The sequence below is a fragment of the Streptomyces sp. NPDC059499 genome (genome assembly GCF_042749285.1).
In the GTDB taxonomy this organism is placed as follows: Bacteria; Actinomycetota; Actinomycetes; order Streptomycetales; family Streptomycetaceae; genus Streptomyces.
The window spans coordinates 285,699-303,085 of record NZ_JBHYTT010000003.1; the positions used below are offsets into that span (position 1 = coordinate 285,699).

The 17,387-nt window shown below is 73.0% G+C and carries 10 protein-coding genes; all 10 read left to right on the plus strand.

Going from position 1 to position 17,387, the window contains the following annotated elements:
- The first annotated feature begins 8 nt into the window (after positions 1-8).
- The 10 genes from ACFW9O_RS10060 (at position 9) to ACFW9O_RS10105 (ending at position 17,381) form a co-directional block, all read left to right on the plus strand.
- Positions 9-1,049, plus strand: coding sequence for a glutamate ABC transporter substrate-binding protein (locus tag ACFW9O_RS10060; RefSeq protein ID WP_384607097.1), 1,041 nt, complete (start codon positions 9-11; stop codon positions 1,047-1,049).
- Between the two features lie 41 nt (positions 1,050-1,090).
- Complete coding sequence (locus tag ACFW9O_RS10065; protein ID WP_384607100.1) at positions 1,091-2,434, plus strand: hypothetical protein; 1,344 nt, start codon at positions 1,091-1,093, stop codon at positions 2,432-2,434.
- A 164-nt stretch (positions 2,435-2,598) separates the two neighbouring features.
- Positions 2,599-5,328: a tetratricopeptide repeat protein gene (locus tag ACFW9O_RS10070; protein ID WP_384607843.1), complete on the plus strand. Its 2,730-nt coding sequence runs from the start codon at positions 2,599-2,601 to the stop codon at positions 5,326-5,328.
- Positions 5,329-5,330: 2 nt separating this feature from the next.
- On the plus strand, positions 5,331-6,749 hold the full coding sequence (locus tag ACFW9O_RS10075) for a PP2C family serine/threonine-protein phosphatase (RefSeq protein ID WP_384607103.1): 1,419 nt from the start codon (positions 5,331-5,333) through the stop codon (positions 6,747-6,749).
- Positions 6,750-6,930: 181 nt separating this feature from the next.
- Positions 6,931-8,292, plus strand: a complete 1,362-nt coding sequence (locus tag ACFW9O_RS10080) for a VWA domain-containing protein (protein WP_384607106.1) — start codon at positions 6,931-6,933, stop codon at positions 8,290-8,292.
- A 110-nt stretch (positions 8,293-8,402) separates the two neighbouring features.
- Positions 8,403-9,686: an FHA domain-containing protein gene (locus tag ACFW9O_RS10085; RefSeq protein ID WP_384607109.1), complete on the plus strand. Its 1,284-nt coding sequence runs from the start codon at positions 8,403-8,405 to the stop codon at positions 9,684-9,686.
- 75 nt (positions 9,687-9,761) lie between these two features.
- A complete protein-coding gene (locus ACFW9O_RS10090; RefSeq protein WP_329211003.1) occupies positions 9,762-10,166 on the plus strand; it encodes a globin in 405 nt (134 codons plus the stop codon).
- Positions 10,167-10,328: 162 nt separating this feature from the next.
- Entirely contained in the window at positions 10,329-13,643 is a 3,315-nt protein-coding gene (locus ACFW9O_RS10095) for an FtsX-like permease family protein (RefSeq protein WP_384607112.1), read from the plus strand.
- A 1-nt stretch (position 13,644) separates the two neighbouring features.
- Entirely contained in the window at positions 13,645-16,416 is a 2,772-nt protein-coding gene (locus ACFW9O_RS10100; protein ID WP_384607115.1) for an FtsX-like permease family protein, read from the plus strand.
- A complete protein-coding gene (locus ACFW9O_RS10105) occupies positions 16,413-17,381 on the plus strand; it encodes an ABC transporter ATP-binding protein (RefSeq protein ID WP_384607118.1) in 969 nt (322 codons plus the stop codon). The genes ACFW9O_RS10100 and ACFW9O_RS10105 overlap by 4 nt, the downstream gene beginning before the upstream one ends.
- The last annotated feature ends 6 nt before the right edge of the window (positions 17,382-17,387 follow it).

Consider the following 17,387-nt stretch of genomic DNA (forward strand, 5'->3'; position numbering starts at 1 on the left):
GGGCAGCGATGACCAGGGCCGAGGTCTGGGCCGCCCGCGGCAGGCTGCGCGGCTGGGGAGGTGTGACAGGCATGGCGGTGGCCTGTGCCCTCACGGCCTCGCTCACCCTGCTGCCGCTGACGCACGGCGGGGGCTCCTCGGGCGGAGAGAGCACGGGGCAGGGGGCGACGTCGGCGGTGGCCGCCAAGGCCGACTCGTGCACGGACCCGGAGGCGAGCCTGGCGCCGTCGAGCGCGGACGGCCCGGCCATCAGGAAGATCCGGGAGCGCGGGAAGCTGATCGCCGGTGTCGACCAGAACAGCTTCCAGTGGGGGTACCGCAATCCGGAGACGGAGACCGGCACCCTCGAAGGCTTCGACATCGATCTGGTGCGGGCCATCGCGAAGGACATCCTCGGCGATCCGGACGCGGTGATCTTCCGTGCGATCCCCACGAACCAGCGGATCGCCGCACTGGAGAACGACAGGGTGGACGTCGTCGTGCGGACGATGACGATCAACTGCAAGCGCCTGGAGCAGGTCTCGTTCTCCACCGCCTACTTCCAGGCGGGCCAGCAGGTCCTGGCCCCCAAGGAGTCGACGATCACGGGGTACGACACGTCCCTCGCCGGCAAGCGGGTCTGCACCGCCGAGGGCTCGACGGCGTACGAGGCGCTGGAGAAGGAGTCCTACGGTGCGACCTTCAAGGACGAGAACGACGGCACCGAGCAGGACCTGGACCAGCTGACCGTCCCCAACCAGCTGGACTGCCTGGTGCGGCTGCAGCTCGGCGAGGTGGACGCGGTCGTCACGGACAACGCGCTGGCGGCCGGCCAGGCCGCTCAGGACCCGGCGGTGGAGCTCAAGGGCGACAAGCCGTTCACCACCGAGTACTACGGCGTCGCGGCGAAGCTCGGGGCCGACGATCTCGTGGCCCGGGTCAACAAGGTGCTGGTCGACTACCGCCAGGGTGGTGCCGACAGCCCCTGGATGCGGTCGTACCGCACGTGGCTGGCCACGGGGCTTCCCGGGATCACGGCGCCGCCGGCGCCCAAGTACCGGACCAACTGAACCGCCGGGCCGTGCCCGGCGCAAGAGCGGAGAGGTGATCGATGGGCGTCGCGGGATCCTTCCCCAGCTTCGCGGGGAGGCCCCCCGGCCCGGTCATGGACCGGGACGAGGCGGACCGTGCGCTGGCCCGGCTCGGTGCGGAGCACGAGGCGGTCGAGACCTCGCTCCTCGCCCTGCAGGACCATGCCGGCCGCCGGCTCCTGGAGGGCGCCGATCTGACCGGTGTCACCAAGGACCGCTGGGCCTCCGCCGAGCAGTCGATCACCCTGTTGTGGGGGTACTTCGACGCCTATGCGGGTGCGCTCACCGCGGCCCGGGAGATCCGGGCCAGGCGCCGCTACCCCAGCAAGGACGACCTGGTGGCCCTCACCGAGCTGCTGCGAGGCGACGGTGTGACCGTGGCGAACACGGCGTCGGTCAGCCCCGAGCCCGGGCTCACCGGTCCGGCCAGGCTCTCCGAGCGGTTCACGCTGGAGGAGCTCGTCGCCCGGATGAACGACCTGTACGCACGCTCGCTGGACATGGTCGTCGCCTCGGACTCCGTGTGGTCGGCGCTGCCCGCCCGGATAGACCTGCTGGCCGCGGAGCTGCGCCGTACCCGCTCGCTGGCGCATTCCGTCGGTGTGCGGCCCGGGGAGCATCCGGCGGGTGACGACCTGGAGTCGATCACCCAGGAGCTGACCACCCTGCGGGTGCAGGTGATCTCCGATCCGCTGGCGTTCTGGCTGCCGGGTCCCGGCAGCGCGGCGCCCGGCGGCGGGCGTCCCGACACCACGCGCTACGACCGGGCGGCCCGCGCCCTGGAGGACGTACGGCGGGAGATCGAGGCGGTGCTCGCGGTCCGGCAGGACGCCGAGCAGCGACTGGTCCGGCTCCGCGACGTGCTGTCGCGCGCCGACCGTACGCTCGCCGAGGCACGTTCGGCACGCGGCGAGGTGCTGGCGAAGATCGCCGCCTCGGAGGTACCCGCGGTCAGCGGCCCGTCGACGGCGTTGCAGGAGCGGCTGGCCGCGGCGTCGGAGTACCGCAGGCATGCCCAGTGGAACCGCCTCTCGCCGCTGCTCGACTCGCTGGAGCGGGAGGCCGAGGACGAACTGCTGCGCGCGCGGGAGTCCCTGACGTCCGTCACGGCACCGCTCGCGGTCCGCGCGGAACTGCGGGGCAGGCTCGACGCGTACAAGGCGAAGGTGGCCCGGCACGGCATGGCGGAGGACCCGGTGCTGATCGAGCGGTACGACGCGGCGCGCCGGGTGCTGTGGAGCGCGCCGTGCGATCTGCGCGTCGCCGAGCAGACCGTGCTGCGGTATCAGCAGGCGGCAGCGGATCTGCTGACGCCGCTCCGCCGGGACGGACAGGGCAGGGGCGAACAGGGGGAGACATCGTGAGTACGCAGTGCCGGCGCCCCGCGTGCGAGGGCAGTTACGAGGACATGGGTGGCGGTGAGCTGTACTGCGACACGTGCGGCCTCGCCCCGGTGGAGCCGCCTCCGGCTCAGGAGTCCAGGAGTCCGCGGTGCCAGCGCCCCGGCTGCGAGGGCAGCTACGAGGACATGGGTGGCGGTGAGCTGTACTGCGACACGTGCGGCCTCGCCCCGGTCGTGTCCTCGACGGGCCTGCTGAGCTCGCCGCCCACGGGGATCGCGGCCGGCGGCAAGGGAAGCAGCAGCAGCTCGCAGCGTTCGAGTTCGCGCGCGTCCTCGCGGTCCTCGTCGCGTTCGTCGACCTCGCGGCGTTCGGTCTCCGGGCGGCTCTCCCGCTCGTTGTCGGGCTCCTCGGCGTCCCGTTCGGTGTCGGTGCGCTCCTCGGGCGCCTCGACGGGCGTCTCGAGCCGGGGCAGGCTGGGTGCCGGTCTGGTGCTCGTGCCGGATGTTCCGCGGCCCGATCCGCGGACCGCGGTCATGGAGAACCCCGAGGTCCCCGAGCGGAAGCGGTTCTGCTCCCGTTCCGACTGCGGCGCGCCGGTCGGCCGGGCCCGCGGCGAACGGCCGGGCCGGACCGAGGGGTTCTGCACCAAGTGCGGTCACCCCTACTCCTTCGTGCCGAAGCTGCAGAGCGGTGACATCGTCCACGGGCAGTACGAGGTCGCGGGCTGTCTGGCGCACGGCGGGCTCGGCTGGGTCTACCTCGCCGTGGACCGTGCCGTCTCCGACCGCTGGGTGGTCCTCAAGGGCCTGCTGGACACCGGTGACCAGGACGCGATGGCCGCGGCCATCTCCGAGCGGCGCTTCCTCGCGGAGATCGAGCACTCGAACATCGTCCGCATCTACAACTTCGTGGAGCATCTGGACCAGCGGACCGGTTCGCTCGACGGCTACATCGTGATGGAGTACGTCGGCGGCAAGGCGCTCAAGGAGATCGCCAACGACCGCCGTACACCGGCCGGGAAGCGGGATCCGCTGCCGGTCGAGCAGGCGTGCGCGTACGGCATCGAGGCGCTGGAGGCGCTCGGCCATCTGCACAGCCGCAACCTCCTGTACTGCGACTTCAAGGTCGACAACGCGATCCAGACCGAGGACCAGCTCAAGCTGATCGACATGGGCGCGGTGCGGAGGATGGACGACGACGAGTCGGCCATCTACGGCACGGTCGGCTACCAGGCGCCGGAGGTGGCCGAGGTCGGCCCGTCCGTCGCCTCCGACCTGTACACGGTCGCGCGGACGCTGGCGGTGCTCACCTTCGACTTCCAGGGGTACACGAACGTCTTCGTGGACTCGCTGCCCGACCCGGACAACATCGATGTGTTCCGGCGGTACGAGTCGTTCTACCGGCTGCTCGTGCGGGCCACGGACCCGGATCCGGCGAGACGGTTCGCCTCGGCCACCGAGATGGCCGAGCAGTTGACGGGCGTGCTCCGGGAGGTGGTGGCCCTGCAGACGGGGCGCCCGCGTCCGTCGCTCTCGACGCTCTTCGGTACGGAACTGCGGGTCACGGACACCGCGTTGTTCGCGGAGCTGACGGACGAGGTGTCGCGGCTCGGCGTCCGTTCGGCTCCGGCCGTCGGCGGGCGCTTCGGGCGGCGGCGGAACGGCTCGGCCGTGCCCCTCGCGCAGGGGGCGGTGGCGACCGCTGTGGCCGGCGCGCTGCCGGTCGGCACCCGGCCCGCGGGCGCCACGGGGACACCGGCCGCCAACCCGTACAGCTCTCCGGGCGCCGGTGCGGTGTACGCGCCCGACACCCATGTCCGGGCCGGCGGGGGCGGCACGTCCGCCGGCGGGGGGAGCCCGCTCGCGTACGCCCCCGCGCAGCCGGCCGTTCCGGCCCCGCGCGCGGCGGTCCCGGATCCTCCCGCCGTGTTCCCGGGGGCGTACCCCGGCCGGTCCGGGCCCCGGCTCGCGGTCTTCGACGCGCGGGCGACCTCGCTCGCCCTGCCGGTCCCCCGGGTCGACGCGAACGATCCCAACGCCGGTTTCCTCGCAGGGCTGATGGCGTCGGCACCCGCCGAACTGATCTCCGCTCTGCAGACCGTGCCCGCCGCCTCGCTGGAGACCCGGCTGCGTGAGCTGCGCGCCCGCCTGGAGATGAACGAACTCGGCGCCGGCACCCAGGCACTGGCGGCGCTGGAGGCCGTGCACCCGGACGACTGGCGGGTGGTCTGGTACCGCGGTGTCACCTCACTGGTGACCGGCGACAACGAGATCGCGGCGCTGTCCTTCGACGCTGTCTACGACGCGTTCCCCGGTGAGCCAGCACCGAAGCTGGCTCTGGGGATCTGTGCGGAGGTGCTGGGCCAGCTGGACAATGCGGCGGAGTACTACCGCCTGGTGTGGGCGACCGATCCGAGCTTCGTCAGCGCCGCGTTCGGCCTCGCCCGGGTGCAGATCGCCGCCGGTGACCGGGTCGGGGCGGTGCGGACCCTGGAGTCCGTACCGGAGTCGTCGATCCACTACACGGCTGCGCGGGTGGCCGCGGTGCGGGCCAGACTGCGTGAGCGGCTCCCGCAGGATCCGCTGATCGATGATCTCCACGCCGCGGCGGACCAGGTGACGGCGCTCAAGGGCTACGGGCTGGACGCGGTCCGGCGCGAGCAGTTGTCGACCGAGGTGCTGGGGACGGCACTTGACTGGGTACTCTCCGGTAGTCCCACAGCTCAGTCACCGGCCACGGCCTCCCCCGCGACCGCGGGGCCGAGGACGCTGCTGGACAGTGAGCTGGACGAGCGAGGCCTCAGGTTCGGTCTCGAACGCTCGTACCGGATGCTCGCCCGGCTCGCGCAGCGGGGCGACGAGAGGATCGAACTGGTGGAGCGGGCCAACCGTTTCCGCCCCCGGACCTGGGTGTGAAGATGTCACAGATCCACCAGCAGGCCTCCTTGCCGGGGTGCCCCAGCTGTGAGGAACCGCTGGAGTCGGGCGACCTGTTCTGCGGGGCGTGCGGGTACGACCTCTCGGCCGTGCCCGCCCCGCCGGGCGACCGCCCGACCGTCGCCATCACCGTCCCCGCGCAGAGCGCGGGCGCCGGTCCGGTGGCATGGCCGCCCGCTTCCGAGGTCGACAGCTCGGACCTGCCCGCGCCCACGCACCGTCCTGCCGACCTTCCGGGCCTGGACTCGGGCGGGAAGCCCCTGCCCACCACGGCGCCCTCGGCCGTCCGCTTCGACGAACCGGACGCCCCTGCCGCGGAGCGCCCGGACGCGAACCGCCACGACGCGGACCGCCCTGACGCGAACCGCCCCGACGCCGCCTCGGGCGACTTCGAGCTGGCTGCTCCCGGGCCGGCGGCACCCGACCCCCGTACCGCGGAGCATTCCGGTGCGGGTGTCCCGGCCGGTGCCAAGGTCTGTGTGGCGTGCCGCTCAGGTCACGTGGACACCGACGGCTACTGCGAGAACTGCGGTCACGCCCAGCCCCGCGAGCGCGACCACATGGAGCAGGAGCTCGGTTCCGTGGCGGCTGTCAGCGACCGCGGCCTGCGCCATCACCGCAACGAGGACGCGTTCGCGGTGTCCTCCACCGCGCTGCCGGACGGGTCACCGGCCGTCGTGGCGATCGTGTGCGACGGGGTGTCGTCGGCGAGCCGGCCGGACGAGGCCTCGGCCGCGGCCGCGAGCGCCGCCAACGAGGCGCTGCTGGAGTCGCTGCCGCGGGGCACGCATCCGCAGCAGGCGATGCACGAGGCGATTCTCGCCGCGTCCGAGGCGGTCAACTCCCTGGCACAGGAGCCCGGTCGTGCGATGGAGCACGATCCGCACCGTCATCAGAACGCCCCGGCCTGCACGCTGGTCGGCGCGATCATGGCGGGCGGCCTGCTGGTCGTCGGGTGGGTCGGTGACAGCCGTGTCTACTGGGTGCCCGAGGACCGCGCGAATCCGCCCGCCCGGCTCACGGAGGACGACTCGTGGGCCGCGCAGATGGTGGCGACGGGCCTGATGAACGAGGCGGAGGCGTACGCCGACGAGCGCGCGCACGCCATCACGGGCTGGCTCGGCGCCGACGCGTACGACCTGGAGCCGCACACCGCTTCCTTCAAACCGGACCGCCCCGGTCTGGTGGTGGTGTGCACCGACGGACTGTGGAACTACGCCGAGTCTGCGGTGGAGATGGCCACGGCCGTGCCGCCCGAGGCGTACGAACGGCCGCTGCACGGAGCCCAGGTGCTGGTCGGTCATGCGCTCGACGGCGGGGGCCACGACAACGTAACAGTGGCCCTGCTCCCGTTCGCCGTGCCGACGCAAGGGGCAGGATCGGCCTACAGCACTGCCTGAGCCGCGTTCGGTCCGCCGGTCCGCCGGTCCAGTCGTTCTGCCTACCGCCAGCCGACGTCCGTCCTCTCCCCACCCTGCCAGCTCCTTCTGCCCGCCCTGCCCGCCCCGCCCCTCCTGTCCTGAACTCTGTCCGCATACCTGTCTTCATCTGACATACGTGGAGCCTCAAGGAGCCGATCAGATGGCCAACTTCTCCAAGTCGAACGTGCCGCAGTTCTCCGTCGAGGTGTACCAGAACGAATATCTGCCCGAGGGCGGGCGCGAGGTCAACGCGATCGTCACCGTGACGTCGACGGGCGGTGGCACCACCGGCCGTGTGCCGCTGACCGGTGCGTCCGCGGTGTCCGCGCGCACCGCGGGACATGCGCCGGACGCCGCGGTGGTGCTCATGGTCGACTGTTCCGGCTCGATGGAGTACCCGCCGACCAAGATGCGCAACGCCCGTGACGCGACGGCGGCGGCCATCGACACCCTGCGTGACGGCACGCGGTTCGCGGTGGTCGCCGGAACCCATGTGGCCAAGGATGTGTACCCGGGCGACGGACGGCTCGCGACCGCCGACGCGCAGACGAAGGCCCAGGCGAAGGACGCCCTGCGGCGGCTGAGTTCGGGCGGCGGTACGGCGATCGGTACGTGGCTGCGGCTGGCCGACCGGCTGCTGGGCGCGGCCGATGTGGAGATCAGGCACGGCATCCTGCTCACCGACGGCCGTAACGAGCACGAGTCGCCGGAGGACCTGCGGGCGGCTCTGGACGCGTGTGCGGGCCGCTTCACCTGTGACGCCCGTGGGGTGGGCACCGACTGGGAAGTGAAAGAGGTCACAGCCATCGCCTCCGCGCTGCTCGGCACGGCGGACATCGTCGCCGACCCGGCGGGACTCGCCGCGGACTTCACGCAGATGATGGAGAACGCGATGGGCAAGGAGGTCGCGGACGTGGCGCTGCGGCTCTGGACGCCCGTCGGGGTCGAGATCGGCTTCGTCAAGCAGGTGGCGCCCACGGTCGCCGAACTGACCGACCGCCGCACGGTGGCGGGGCCCCGCGCCGGGGACTATCCGACGGGCTCCTGGGGCGACGAGTCCCGGGATTATCACGTGTGTGTACGGGTTCCCGAGGCCGGCATCGGCCAGGAGATGCTGGCGGCCCGGGTCTCGCTGATCCTTCCCGCCCCCTCGGCCGGCGAGGCCCCGCAGACGCTGTCCCAGGGCCTCGTACGGGCGGTCTGGACGGACGACATGGCGGCGTCCACGTCCATCAACCCTCAGGTTGCCCACTACACAGGTCAGGCGGAACTGGCGCAAGTCATCCAACAGGGCCTGGACGCGCGCAAATCGGGAGACTTCGACGGCGCGACGGCGAAACTCGGTCGTGCGGTGCAGCTCGCATCGGCCTCCGGAAACGCGGATACTGCGAAACTGCTTTCGAAGGTGGTCGATGTTGTCGATGCGGCGACCGGTACTGTGCGACTGAAAGCGAGGGTGGCGGAAGCGGACGAGATGACACTCGAAACACGCTCCACCAAGACCGTTCGCGTCAAGAAATAACAGTACGTACGACAGCGAAACAGCCGTGCGGTGGCCACCCGGCCGGCCTGACGGCGCACCTACGAGCATGACGGCCTCCGGGCCGGACGAGGAGAGGGGGAAGCGCCGACATGCCGACCTGCCCGAACGGACACCAGTCGGGTTCCGAGGACTGGTGCGAGGTCTGTGGACATCGCATGGCCGGGGCGGGCGCGCCCGCGGGCGCGGTCCCCCCGCCGCCTCCCCCGCCGCCCGCGCCCGGTTACGGGTACCCGCAGGGTCCCGGGGAGCCGACCGCCCAGGCCGAGCTCTGCCCGCAGTGCCGCACCCCGCGTGAAGCGATGGCGCCGTTCTGTGAGGAGTGCCGCTGGAACTTCCTCACGAACACGGCGACGTCGTACACCCCGCTCGCCCCGCAGGGCGGCGTCGGGGGCCCGGTGCCCGGGCTGAATCTGCCGCCCGGCTTCCAGGCCCAGCAGGGCCCGCCGCAGCCTCCGCAGCAGCACGACCCGTTCGAGTACCAGAGCTCGCGGCCCTCGCAGATGAACAGGCCCGCCGAGCCGCTCTCACCGGAGCAGGCAGGCCGGCCGGGCCCGCCGCCTCCCCCGTCGTTCCAGCAGGGCCCGCCGCCCCCGCCCTCCTTCCAGCAGCAGTCGTCGTCCCCCTTCGAGCGGCAGGGGCAGCAGGGTCAGCCCGGGCAGCCCTCGCCGTTCGAGCCTCAGGGACAGCAGGGGCAGCCGGGGCCTCAGGGACAGCAGGGTCACCCCTCGCCGTTCGAGCCGCAGCGCCAGGGTCCGCCGCCCCCGTCGTTCCAGCAGCAGTCCGCGCCGCCGCAGCCACAGGCTCCGCAGACCGGCGGGGACGACTGGATGCTGCCGCCGCCCTCGCAGCAGCAGCAACCCCCGCAGGGCTTCCAGCAGGGACCGCAGGCCCCCCAGCAGCACTTCCCCGGTCAGGGACCCGGCCAGGCTCAGGGACACGGCCCTGTTCCCGGCCAGAACCGGCAGCCGGTCAGCTGGTCGGCCGTGATCGCCCCGGACCGCGAGTACTTCCTGGCGATGATGCAGCGCAGCGGCCCCGAGGCGACCGGGCTCAACCTGCCCGCGTACTCCCCGGAGCAGCACCTTCCGCTCACCGGCAGCCAGATCACGATCGGCCGCCGCCGGCACAGCACCGGCGAGTCCCCCGACATCGATCTCGCCGTGCCGCCGGAGGACCCGGGCGTCTCTCACCAGCACGCCGTGCTGGTGCAGCAGCCGGACGGCAGCTGGGCCGTCGTCGACCAGAACTCCACCAACGGCACGACGCTCAACGGCGCCGAGGATCCGATCCAGCCCTATGTGCCCGTCCCGCTCCAGGACGGCGACCAGGTACATGTCGGGGCCTGGACGACGATCACGGTGCGCCGCGACTGAGCCGGGTTCCCGCCTGCCGGGTGCCGGGGTCCTAGGACTCCGGTACCCGGCCGGTGCGTCTGCGACCATGGACGGGTGACAGAGATTCCGCGCGACACGCTTCAGGAGCAGACCTTCTACGAGCAGGTCGGCGGCGAGGAGACCTTCCGGCGCCTGGTCCACCGCTTCTACCAGGGGGTCGCGGACGACCCGCTGCTGAGGCCGATGTACCCGGAGGAGGATCTGGGTCCGGCCGAGGAGCGGTTCACCCTGTTCCTCATGCAGTACTGGGGCGGTCCGCGCACCTACAGCGACGAGCGGGGCCACCCCCGGCTGCGGATGCGGCACGTTCCGTTCCGGGTGGACCGTGCGGCGCACGACGCGTGGCTCGGCCATATGCGGGTGGCGCTCGACGAGCTCGGGCTTTCCCCCGCGCACGAGCGGCAGTTGTGGGACTACCTCACCTACGCGGCCGCCTCGATGATCAACACCGAGGGCTGAAGAACCTCTCGCCGCGCACGTGCGGAATCCGGTGCTCCGCCGCCGGATAACGGTCACGATCCCATCAATAGCGACCGCAAGCGGTTTCCAGGAGCCCGTGCACTCTGAAAGCATCCTGGGAACGTCGGGGGGCGTGCGGCTGCTGAGGGTTCGGGGGATCAGGTGACGGGGTTCGTCTTTCTGCGTGTGCGTGCGCACCGGCTGCTTCTCGCGGCCGCCCTCCTGGCCGTGCTGCTCACCACCTGTGTGCTGGCCGCTCTGACCGCCTTCTCCGGTTCCGTCGGGGACGCCGCCCTGCGGCACACCCTGACCCACCGCTCCGCCGAGTCCGCCTCGCTCTTCGTGTCCGCCGAGGTGGACCGCGAGCAGCGTGAGGAGGCCGACGAGACGGTCCGCAGGGCGGCCCGCGCGACGTTCGACGGACTGCCGGTGACCGTGCGGACGCTGGAGACCTCGGGACCGTACGCGCTGCCCCGCGGCCTCCAGGATCCGGCCGGGCGGCGCGGCGAACCCGACCTCACCCACCTCGCCTCGCTCGACCGCAGCCGCGTCCGCCTCGCCGAGGGGCGCATGCCTGTCGCCGGAGCCGGTGACGCTGCCGGGCCGGTGCAGGTCGCGCTCCCCCGTACCGTCGCGGAGGCACTGAAGCTGAAGCCCGGCGCGCGGCTCACCCTCGCCGACCGGCTGGGCGGAGCACCGCTCCGGGTCGAGATCACCGGTCTGTACGAGGTGTCCGACCAGGCCGACCCGTACTGGCAGCTGGACGCGCTCGGCGGGCGCGGGGTCCGCAAGGTCGTCTTCACCACGTACGGTCCCCTGCTCGCCGACCCCGCGGTGCTCACCTCCGGCCGGCTCAGTCCCGGCGGGGTGTCCTGGCTGGCCGGCGCCGACTTCCGTACGGTGACCACCGGCCGGACCGGGGATCTGCACCGCACCTCGACGGACGGTCCGAAGGCGCTGTCGGCCGCCCCTGTGTTCGACGGCGGGGTCACGGTGCGGACCTCGCTGCCCACCGTCCTCGAGCAGATCGACCGGGCGCTGCTGGTGTCCCGCTCGACGATCATGATCGTCGCCGTCCAGCTGGTCCTGCTCGCGGGTTACGCCCTGCTGCTCGTGGCCCGGCTGCTGAGCAGCGAGCGAGCCGGCGAGACCGAACTGCTGCGGGCCCGGGGCGGCTCGCGGGGCCGGATCGCCTCGCTGGCCGCGACCGAGGCACTGCTGCTCGCCGTGCCGGCCGCTCTCGTCGCCCCGCTGCTCGCCGGACCGCTGACCCGGCTGCTCGCGGACCGGAGCGGGCTGACCCGGATCGGCCTGCGGCTGGGCGACGGTGTGAACGGCTCGGTGTGGCTGGTGGCCGGCGCCGTCGCCCTGGCTTGCGCGCTGGCCGTGGTGGCACCGGCGCTGGCCGCGAGCGCGGGCGGGCGGCGGGGCTCCCGCGCCGCGGCGCTGCCCCCTGCGGTGCGCGCGGGCGCGGACCTCGGGCTGCTGCTGATCGCCGGTGTGGCGTACTGGCAGCTGGACCGGCAGACCGGGTTGTCCGGCAGCGGTGCGCTCAGTGGCGACCGGGAGGGCGATCTCGGCATCGATCCGCTGCTGGTCGCCGCGCCCGCGCTCGCCCTCCTCGCGGGAACCGTCCTGACTCTGCGGCTGCTGCCGCCTGCGGCGAGGCTCGCGGAGCGCCGTGCGGCGGGCGGGCGGGGACTGTCCGCGGCGCTGGCCGGCTGGCAGTTCAGCCGCCGTCCCCTGCGCGGTGCGGGGCCGGTGCTGCTGCTGGTGCTGGCCGTGGCGACGGGCATGCTGGCCATCGGCCAGGCCGCCTCGTGGGACCGCTCGCAGAGCGACCAGGCCGACTTCCGGTCCGGTGCTTCGGTACGGATCGTGGCGGGGCTCGGCAACGACCCGGCGAAGGCGGCGCCGTACACGGATCTGCCCGGCGTGCGCGAGGCCGCTCCGGCGTTCCGTACGACGGCCGAACTGTCCGGCGGACGGACGGCCGAGGTGCTGGCGCTGGACACCGCACACGCGGACGAGCGGATGCTGATGCGTGAGGACCTCGCCGGCTCGGCACCGCGGAAGGTGTTCGACGCGATCACCCCGCCGAAGGCCGCGCGTACCGGGGTGACGCTGCCGAAGGGCAGCACACATGCGGTGTTCGATCTCCGGATCCTCGACGAAGCGGCGCCCGGGTCGAGGAAGCCGGCCGGTTCGGCTCCGCTGGTCAGCGTTCTGCTGGAGGACCGCTACGGCATCGGCTACCGGATCGGTGCCGGGCCCGTTCCCGTCGACGGGCGCGAGCACACCGTCTCCGTCCCGGTGTCCCCGTCGGGCGAACTGGCCGTGACCGGCTTCGAGGTGGACGGCGATGTGCCCGCGAACCGCTCCGAGAAGCGGCTGGTCTCGGTGACGGGGCTCAGGGCGCGGACCGGCAGTGGGAGCGAGCAGCCGGTTCCGGTCTCCGACGGGGTCCGCTGGCGGGCCGCCACGACCGTGACCGAGGCCGGGGAGCAGAGGCCGGGCGAGACACCGCGGACGGTGACCGGATCGGGTGCCTCTCCCTCCTTCGGGTACGGCACCGGGGCCGTCCTGACGCCGGAGCCGTTCTTCGGCGGCGGCCCGGTCGGCACGCTCCGGATCACCGCGGTCCGTGCACCGGCCCCGGCGCTGAAGGCGGTGGCGACCGACGCGTACCTGACGTACTCGGGGGCGAAGCTGGGCCAGGACGTCGACCTCACGCTGGCGGGCCGGACGGTCCGGGTGACCCTGGCGAAGGCGGTGCGGCAGCTGCCCACCACGGGTGTTCCTGCGGCCGTGAGCGGCGCGGAGTCGTCGACGAAGCCCGGCGGGAGCCTGCTCCTGGACCTCAGGGCCGTGTCCGAGGTGCTCGCCCACCGGCCCGGAGCCGCCCTGGCGCCCACCGAGTGGTGGCTGAGCACGGCACCCGGCGACGGGCCGGACGTGGCGGCCGAGCTGCGCAAGCTGCCGGGTACGGACCCGGCCCAGGTGCTGGTGCGCGACGAGACGGCCGAGGAGCTGGCGGACGACCCGCTGGGAGCGGGTCCGCAGTCCGCGCTGCTGGCGGTCGCCGCGGTCGCCGCGGCGCTGGCCGCGGTCGGCTACGCGGTCGGCCTCGTGGGCTCGCAGCGCGAACGGTCCGCCGAGTTCGCGGTGTTGCGGGCCCTGGGCACGCCCCGCCGCAGGCTGGCCCGGATGGTCGCCGCGGAGCAGGGGATCCTGATCGCCGTCGCGGTACTGATCGGGCTCGCTCTGGGAGCTGTACTGACCAGGGCCGTGGTGCCGCTCGTGGTGCTGACGGGACAGGCGGCACGGCCGGTGCCGGATGTCCTGGTGCTGCTGCCTGCCGGTCAGGTCGCCGTGCTGCTGGCCGCCGTCGCGGCGTTCCCGCTGCTGATCGTGGCCGCCATCACGCTGCGGCGGACCGACCCCGCCGTTTCGCTGCGCCACCAGGGGGACAACTGACATGACCGCCGCCAAGATTCCGGCCGCCTGCGCCCCGTGGGTCCGTACGCGGTTGCGTACGGCCCCGGGGATCAGCGCCGCCCTCGCGGTCCTGGTGTTCCTGACGGCGTTCCTCGCCGCGGCGTTCCCGCGTTCCGTGGAGGCGTACGAGACGAAGGCGCTGCGCCACGACATCGGCACCGCGTCGCCCGGGCTGAGCGTGCTCGAAGTGACCACGCCCCCGCCCTCGCTCGCCGAACCGCGCCCGGCGCGTGAGCAGGCCCTGCGGGAGGAGACCCTGGCCGGAATCGACCGCGCGCTGGTGAAGGGTCTTCCCGCACCCGTACGGGCCGATCTGCCGCGCTCCTCCTACGGGGTGCACACGTCGAAGCCGATCGTCGCGCAGGAGGCCTGGCTGCCCCGCCCGGACGCGATGCCCGCCAAGCTGTTCTACGCGGCCCCGTCGGGCCTGCGCGAGCACAGCAGGCTGGCCGAGGGCGGATGGCCCGTCGCACACGGCGAGGTGACGGCCGCCACCCGTGAGGTGGAGGCGGCCGTCACCGAGGAAACCGCCGCGGAGCTGAAGATGAAGGTGGGCTCCACCCTCTCGGTGCCCACCCAGGGCGGGAAAGCGCTGACCGTACGCATCACAGGTCTCGTGACCCCGCTGCAGCCGAAGAGCGGCTACTGGGCGGTCGACCCCCTCTACCGTGCCCCGTCCCTGGTCGCGGACCCGGCCTCCCGGACGCCGGTCTTCTACTGGCAGGGGACGCTGCTCCTGGCTCCCGACACCGGACCGGCGCTGCTGGACACGGCGGGCGAGCCGGAGCTGTACTGGCGCGTCGCCCCGGACCCCTCCGGACTCACCGCGACCGACGTCCCCGGCCTCCGGGACGCCGTCGCCTCGCTGGAGAACGGCCCCGAGCTGCTGGAACTGCGCACGCTCGCGGGGCCCAACACGACGCTCACCACCGATCTGGACGCCATCCTCGACGCCTACACGTCGATGCGTGCGGCGATCGGCCCCGTCGTCACGGTCGCGGCCGTGGGGATCGGAGCGGTGGCCGCCGTGGTCCTGCTGATGACCGGCGGGCTGATCGGCGCCCGCCGCCACGGCGAACTCGCCCTGCTGCGGTCCCGGGGCGGCTCACTGCGGGGCATCGGCGGCCGGCTGCTGGCCGAGACCGCGGTGGCCGTCCTGCCCGCGGCGGCGCTCGGACTGCTGCTGGCCGTCCTCGTCATCGGCGAGGCCCGCTGGTTGCCCTCCGTCGTCGGTGCCGCCTCGGTCGCGGTCCTGGTCTGCGTGGCGCTGCCGCTCCGCACGACGCTGTACCACCGCAGGCCGCTGCTGCACGGCGCCCGCGAGGACGTCGTGGACGCCAAGCCGTCCCGGCGGCGTACGGTCGCCGAACTGACCCTGCTCGTCCTGGCGGTCGGCGCGGTCGCCGCCCTGCGCCGGCGGGGTACGACAACGGGCTCGGACGCCGATCTGCTGGTCAGCTCGGCCCCCGTCCTGGTGGGTCTGATCGCCGCTCTCGTTCTCGTACGGCTCTATCCGCTGCCGCTGCGGCTGGCGGCCCGCCCTGTCGCGCGGCTGCGCGGAGCGGTCGGCTTCCTGTCGCTGGCCCGGGCCGGCCGGACCGGCGCGAGCGGCACGCTGCCGCTGCTGGCCCTGCTGATCGCTCTGACGACGGCGGCCTTCGGTGGTTCGGTGCTGGCCGGGGTCGCCGATGCGCGGGACGCCGCGGCACTGCGGGCGGTCGGTGCCGACGCCCGGATCAGCGGCGAGAACATCGGGCTGACCGCGGTCCCGGACAGCCTGGTCCGCTCGGTGCGGGCCATGGACGGTGTCCAGGACGTGGCGGCCGTACGCATCGAGTACAGCGTTCCGCTGGCCGCCGACCTGGACGTCAGGGGTGACACCGAACGGGCGACCCTGCTGGGCGTGGAGCCGGGTTCGTACGCCCGGCTGGCCCGGGAGACGGGTCAGCCCGCGTTGCCCGTCGGCCTGCTGAAGGCCGGCCGGGGACAGGACGACGTGCTGCCCGCGATCGCTTCCCCCGAGGTGGCGAAGCTGCTCGGCGACGAGCCGCACACGATCCGGTCAGAGGGCGGGGACATCACGGTGCGGGTCGCCGCCGTCCGCTCGCGCACGTCCGCGGTGACCGATTCCGGCTTCCTGATCGTCGACTCCGCGGGGCTCCCGGCACGGCAGCCCACAACGCTGATGGTCACGGGCGCGGCGGCGGACGGCGAGGAGCTGCGGGCCGCCGCGCAGGGCGCGGGCCAGTTCACCGTCCGGCTGCGCTCGGAGGAGCGCAAGGTGTTCGTCGACACCCCGATGCAGTCGGGCGCCGAGCGGATCTACGGGGCGGCTGTCGCGGCGGGCGCCGGATACGCGCTGCTCGCCGTGCTCCTCTCCCTGCTGCAGACCGCACCGGAGCGCAGGACGCTGCTGGCCCGGCTGCGCACCATGGGGCTCACCACCCGGCAGGGCCGGCGGCTGCTCGCGTTCGAGGCCATGCCGCAGGCGCTGCTGGCCGCGTTCGGCGGGCTCCTCGTCGGCTGGACGACCATCGCCCTGCTGGCACCCGGAGTCGACCTGGCCGCGCTGGCGCTGGCGGGCGGGGAATCCGGATCATCGAACGCCGCTTCACTGCGGGCCGACCTCTGGTCGCTGGCCCTTCCGGCGCTGGGGGTGGTCGTCCTCGCCGCAGCCGTGGCCGGCGTCCAGGCCTGGTGGGCGAGCCGCCGTGGATCGATCAAGGAACTCAGGGCAGGAGACACCCGATGACGTCGTCGACAGAGACCACCTTGGCGGAGCTCGAACAGCGGGCCTCCGTACGCCGCGACCGGCCGTCGTACGGGCATGACGCGCTGATCGCCTGCGACCGGCTGGTGCGCATCTTCTCCACGGACGGGGTGGAGGTGCAGGCCCTGCAGGGGCTCGACCTGCTCGTCACCGAGGGCGAGTTGATGGCGCTGGTGGGCGCCTCGGGCAGCGGGAAGTCCACCCTGATGAACATCCTGGCGGGCCTCGACGTGCCCACCGCCGGGTCGGCGAAGGTCGCGGGCTGTGATCTGCTGGCGATGGGGTCGAAGGAGCGCCTGCGCTACCGCCGCGACGTGGTCGGTTTCGTCTGGCAGCAGACCTCCCGCAATCTGCTGTCGTATCTGACCGCCGTCCAGAACATCACCCTTCCGATGCAGCTGCGCGGCGGCGGCCGGAACCGTGAACGGGCCGCGCGTGCCGAGTCGTTGCTTCAGATGCTCGATGTGGCGGACTGCCGCGACCGCCGTCCCGCGCAGATGTCCGGGGGTCAGCAGCAGCGGGTGGCGATCGCCGTGGCCCTGGCCAACAACCCGTCGGTGCTGCTGGCCGACGAGCCGACCGGTGAGCTGGACTCGGCCACCGGCGAGCAGGTGTTCGCGGCGTTCCGCCGTGCCAACGAGGAGCTCGGCACCACGATCGTGATCGTCACCCATGACCTCGCGGTGGCGGGTGAGGTACGCCGCACGGTCGCGATCCGTGACGGCCGTACGTCCTCCGAGGTGCTGCGGCGCACGGAGGTCGACGCGGCGACGGGCCAGGAGTCGCAGGTGGCGCGGGAGTACGCGATGCTCGACCGGGCGGGCCGGCTGCAGCTGCCCGCCGACTACACCGAGGCACTGGGCATGGAGCACCGGGTGATGCTGGAGCTGGAGCAGGACCACATCGGGGTGTGGCCGGACGGCCCGAAGGACACACCGGCGGAGTAGTGCGCG

Bases quoted from the DNA above. Each gene is read 5' to 3' on its own strand.
- ACFW9O_RS10080 (WP_384607106.1), top strand. From the start codon at position 6,931: ATGGCCAACTTCTCCAAGTCGAACGTGCCGCAGTTCTCCGTCGAGGTG.
- ACFW9O_RS10070 (WP_384607843.1), top strand. From the start codon at position 2,599: ATGGGTGGCGGTGAGCTGTACTGCGACACGTGCGGCCTCGCCCCGGTC.
- ACFW9O_RS10100 (WP_384607115.1), top strand. From the start codon at position 13,645: ATGACCGCCGCCAAGATTCCGGCCGCCTGCGCCCCGTGGGTCCGTACG.
- ACFW9O_RS10075 (WP_384607103.1), top strand. From the start codon at position 5,331: ATGTCACAGATCCACCAGCAGGCCTCCTTGCCGGGGTGCCCCAGCTGT.
- ACFW9O_RS10085 (WP_384607109.1), top strand. From the start codon at position 8,403: ATGCCGACCTGCCCGAACGGACACCAGTCGGGTTCCGAGGACTGGTGC.
- ACFW9O_RS10105 (WP_384607118.1), top strand. From the start codon at position 16,413: ATGACGTCGTCGACAGAGACCACCTTGGCGGAGCTCGAACAGCGGGCC.
- ACFW9O_RS10060 (WP_384607097.1), top strand. From the start codon at position 9: ATGACCAGGGCCGAGGTCTGGGCCGCCCGCGGCAGGCTGCGCGGCTGG.
- ACFW9O_RS10065 (WP_384607100.1), top strand. From the start codon at position 1,091: ATGGGCGTCGCGGGATCCTTCCCCAGCTTCGCGGGGAGGCCCCCCGGC.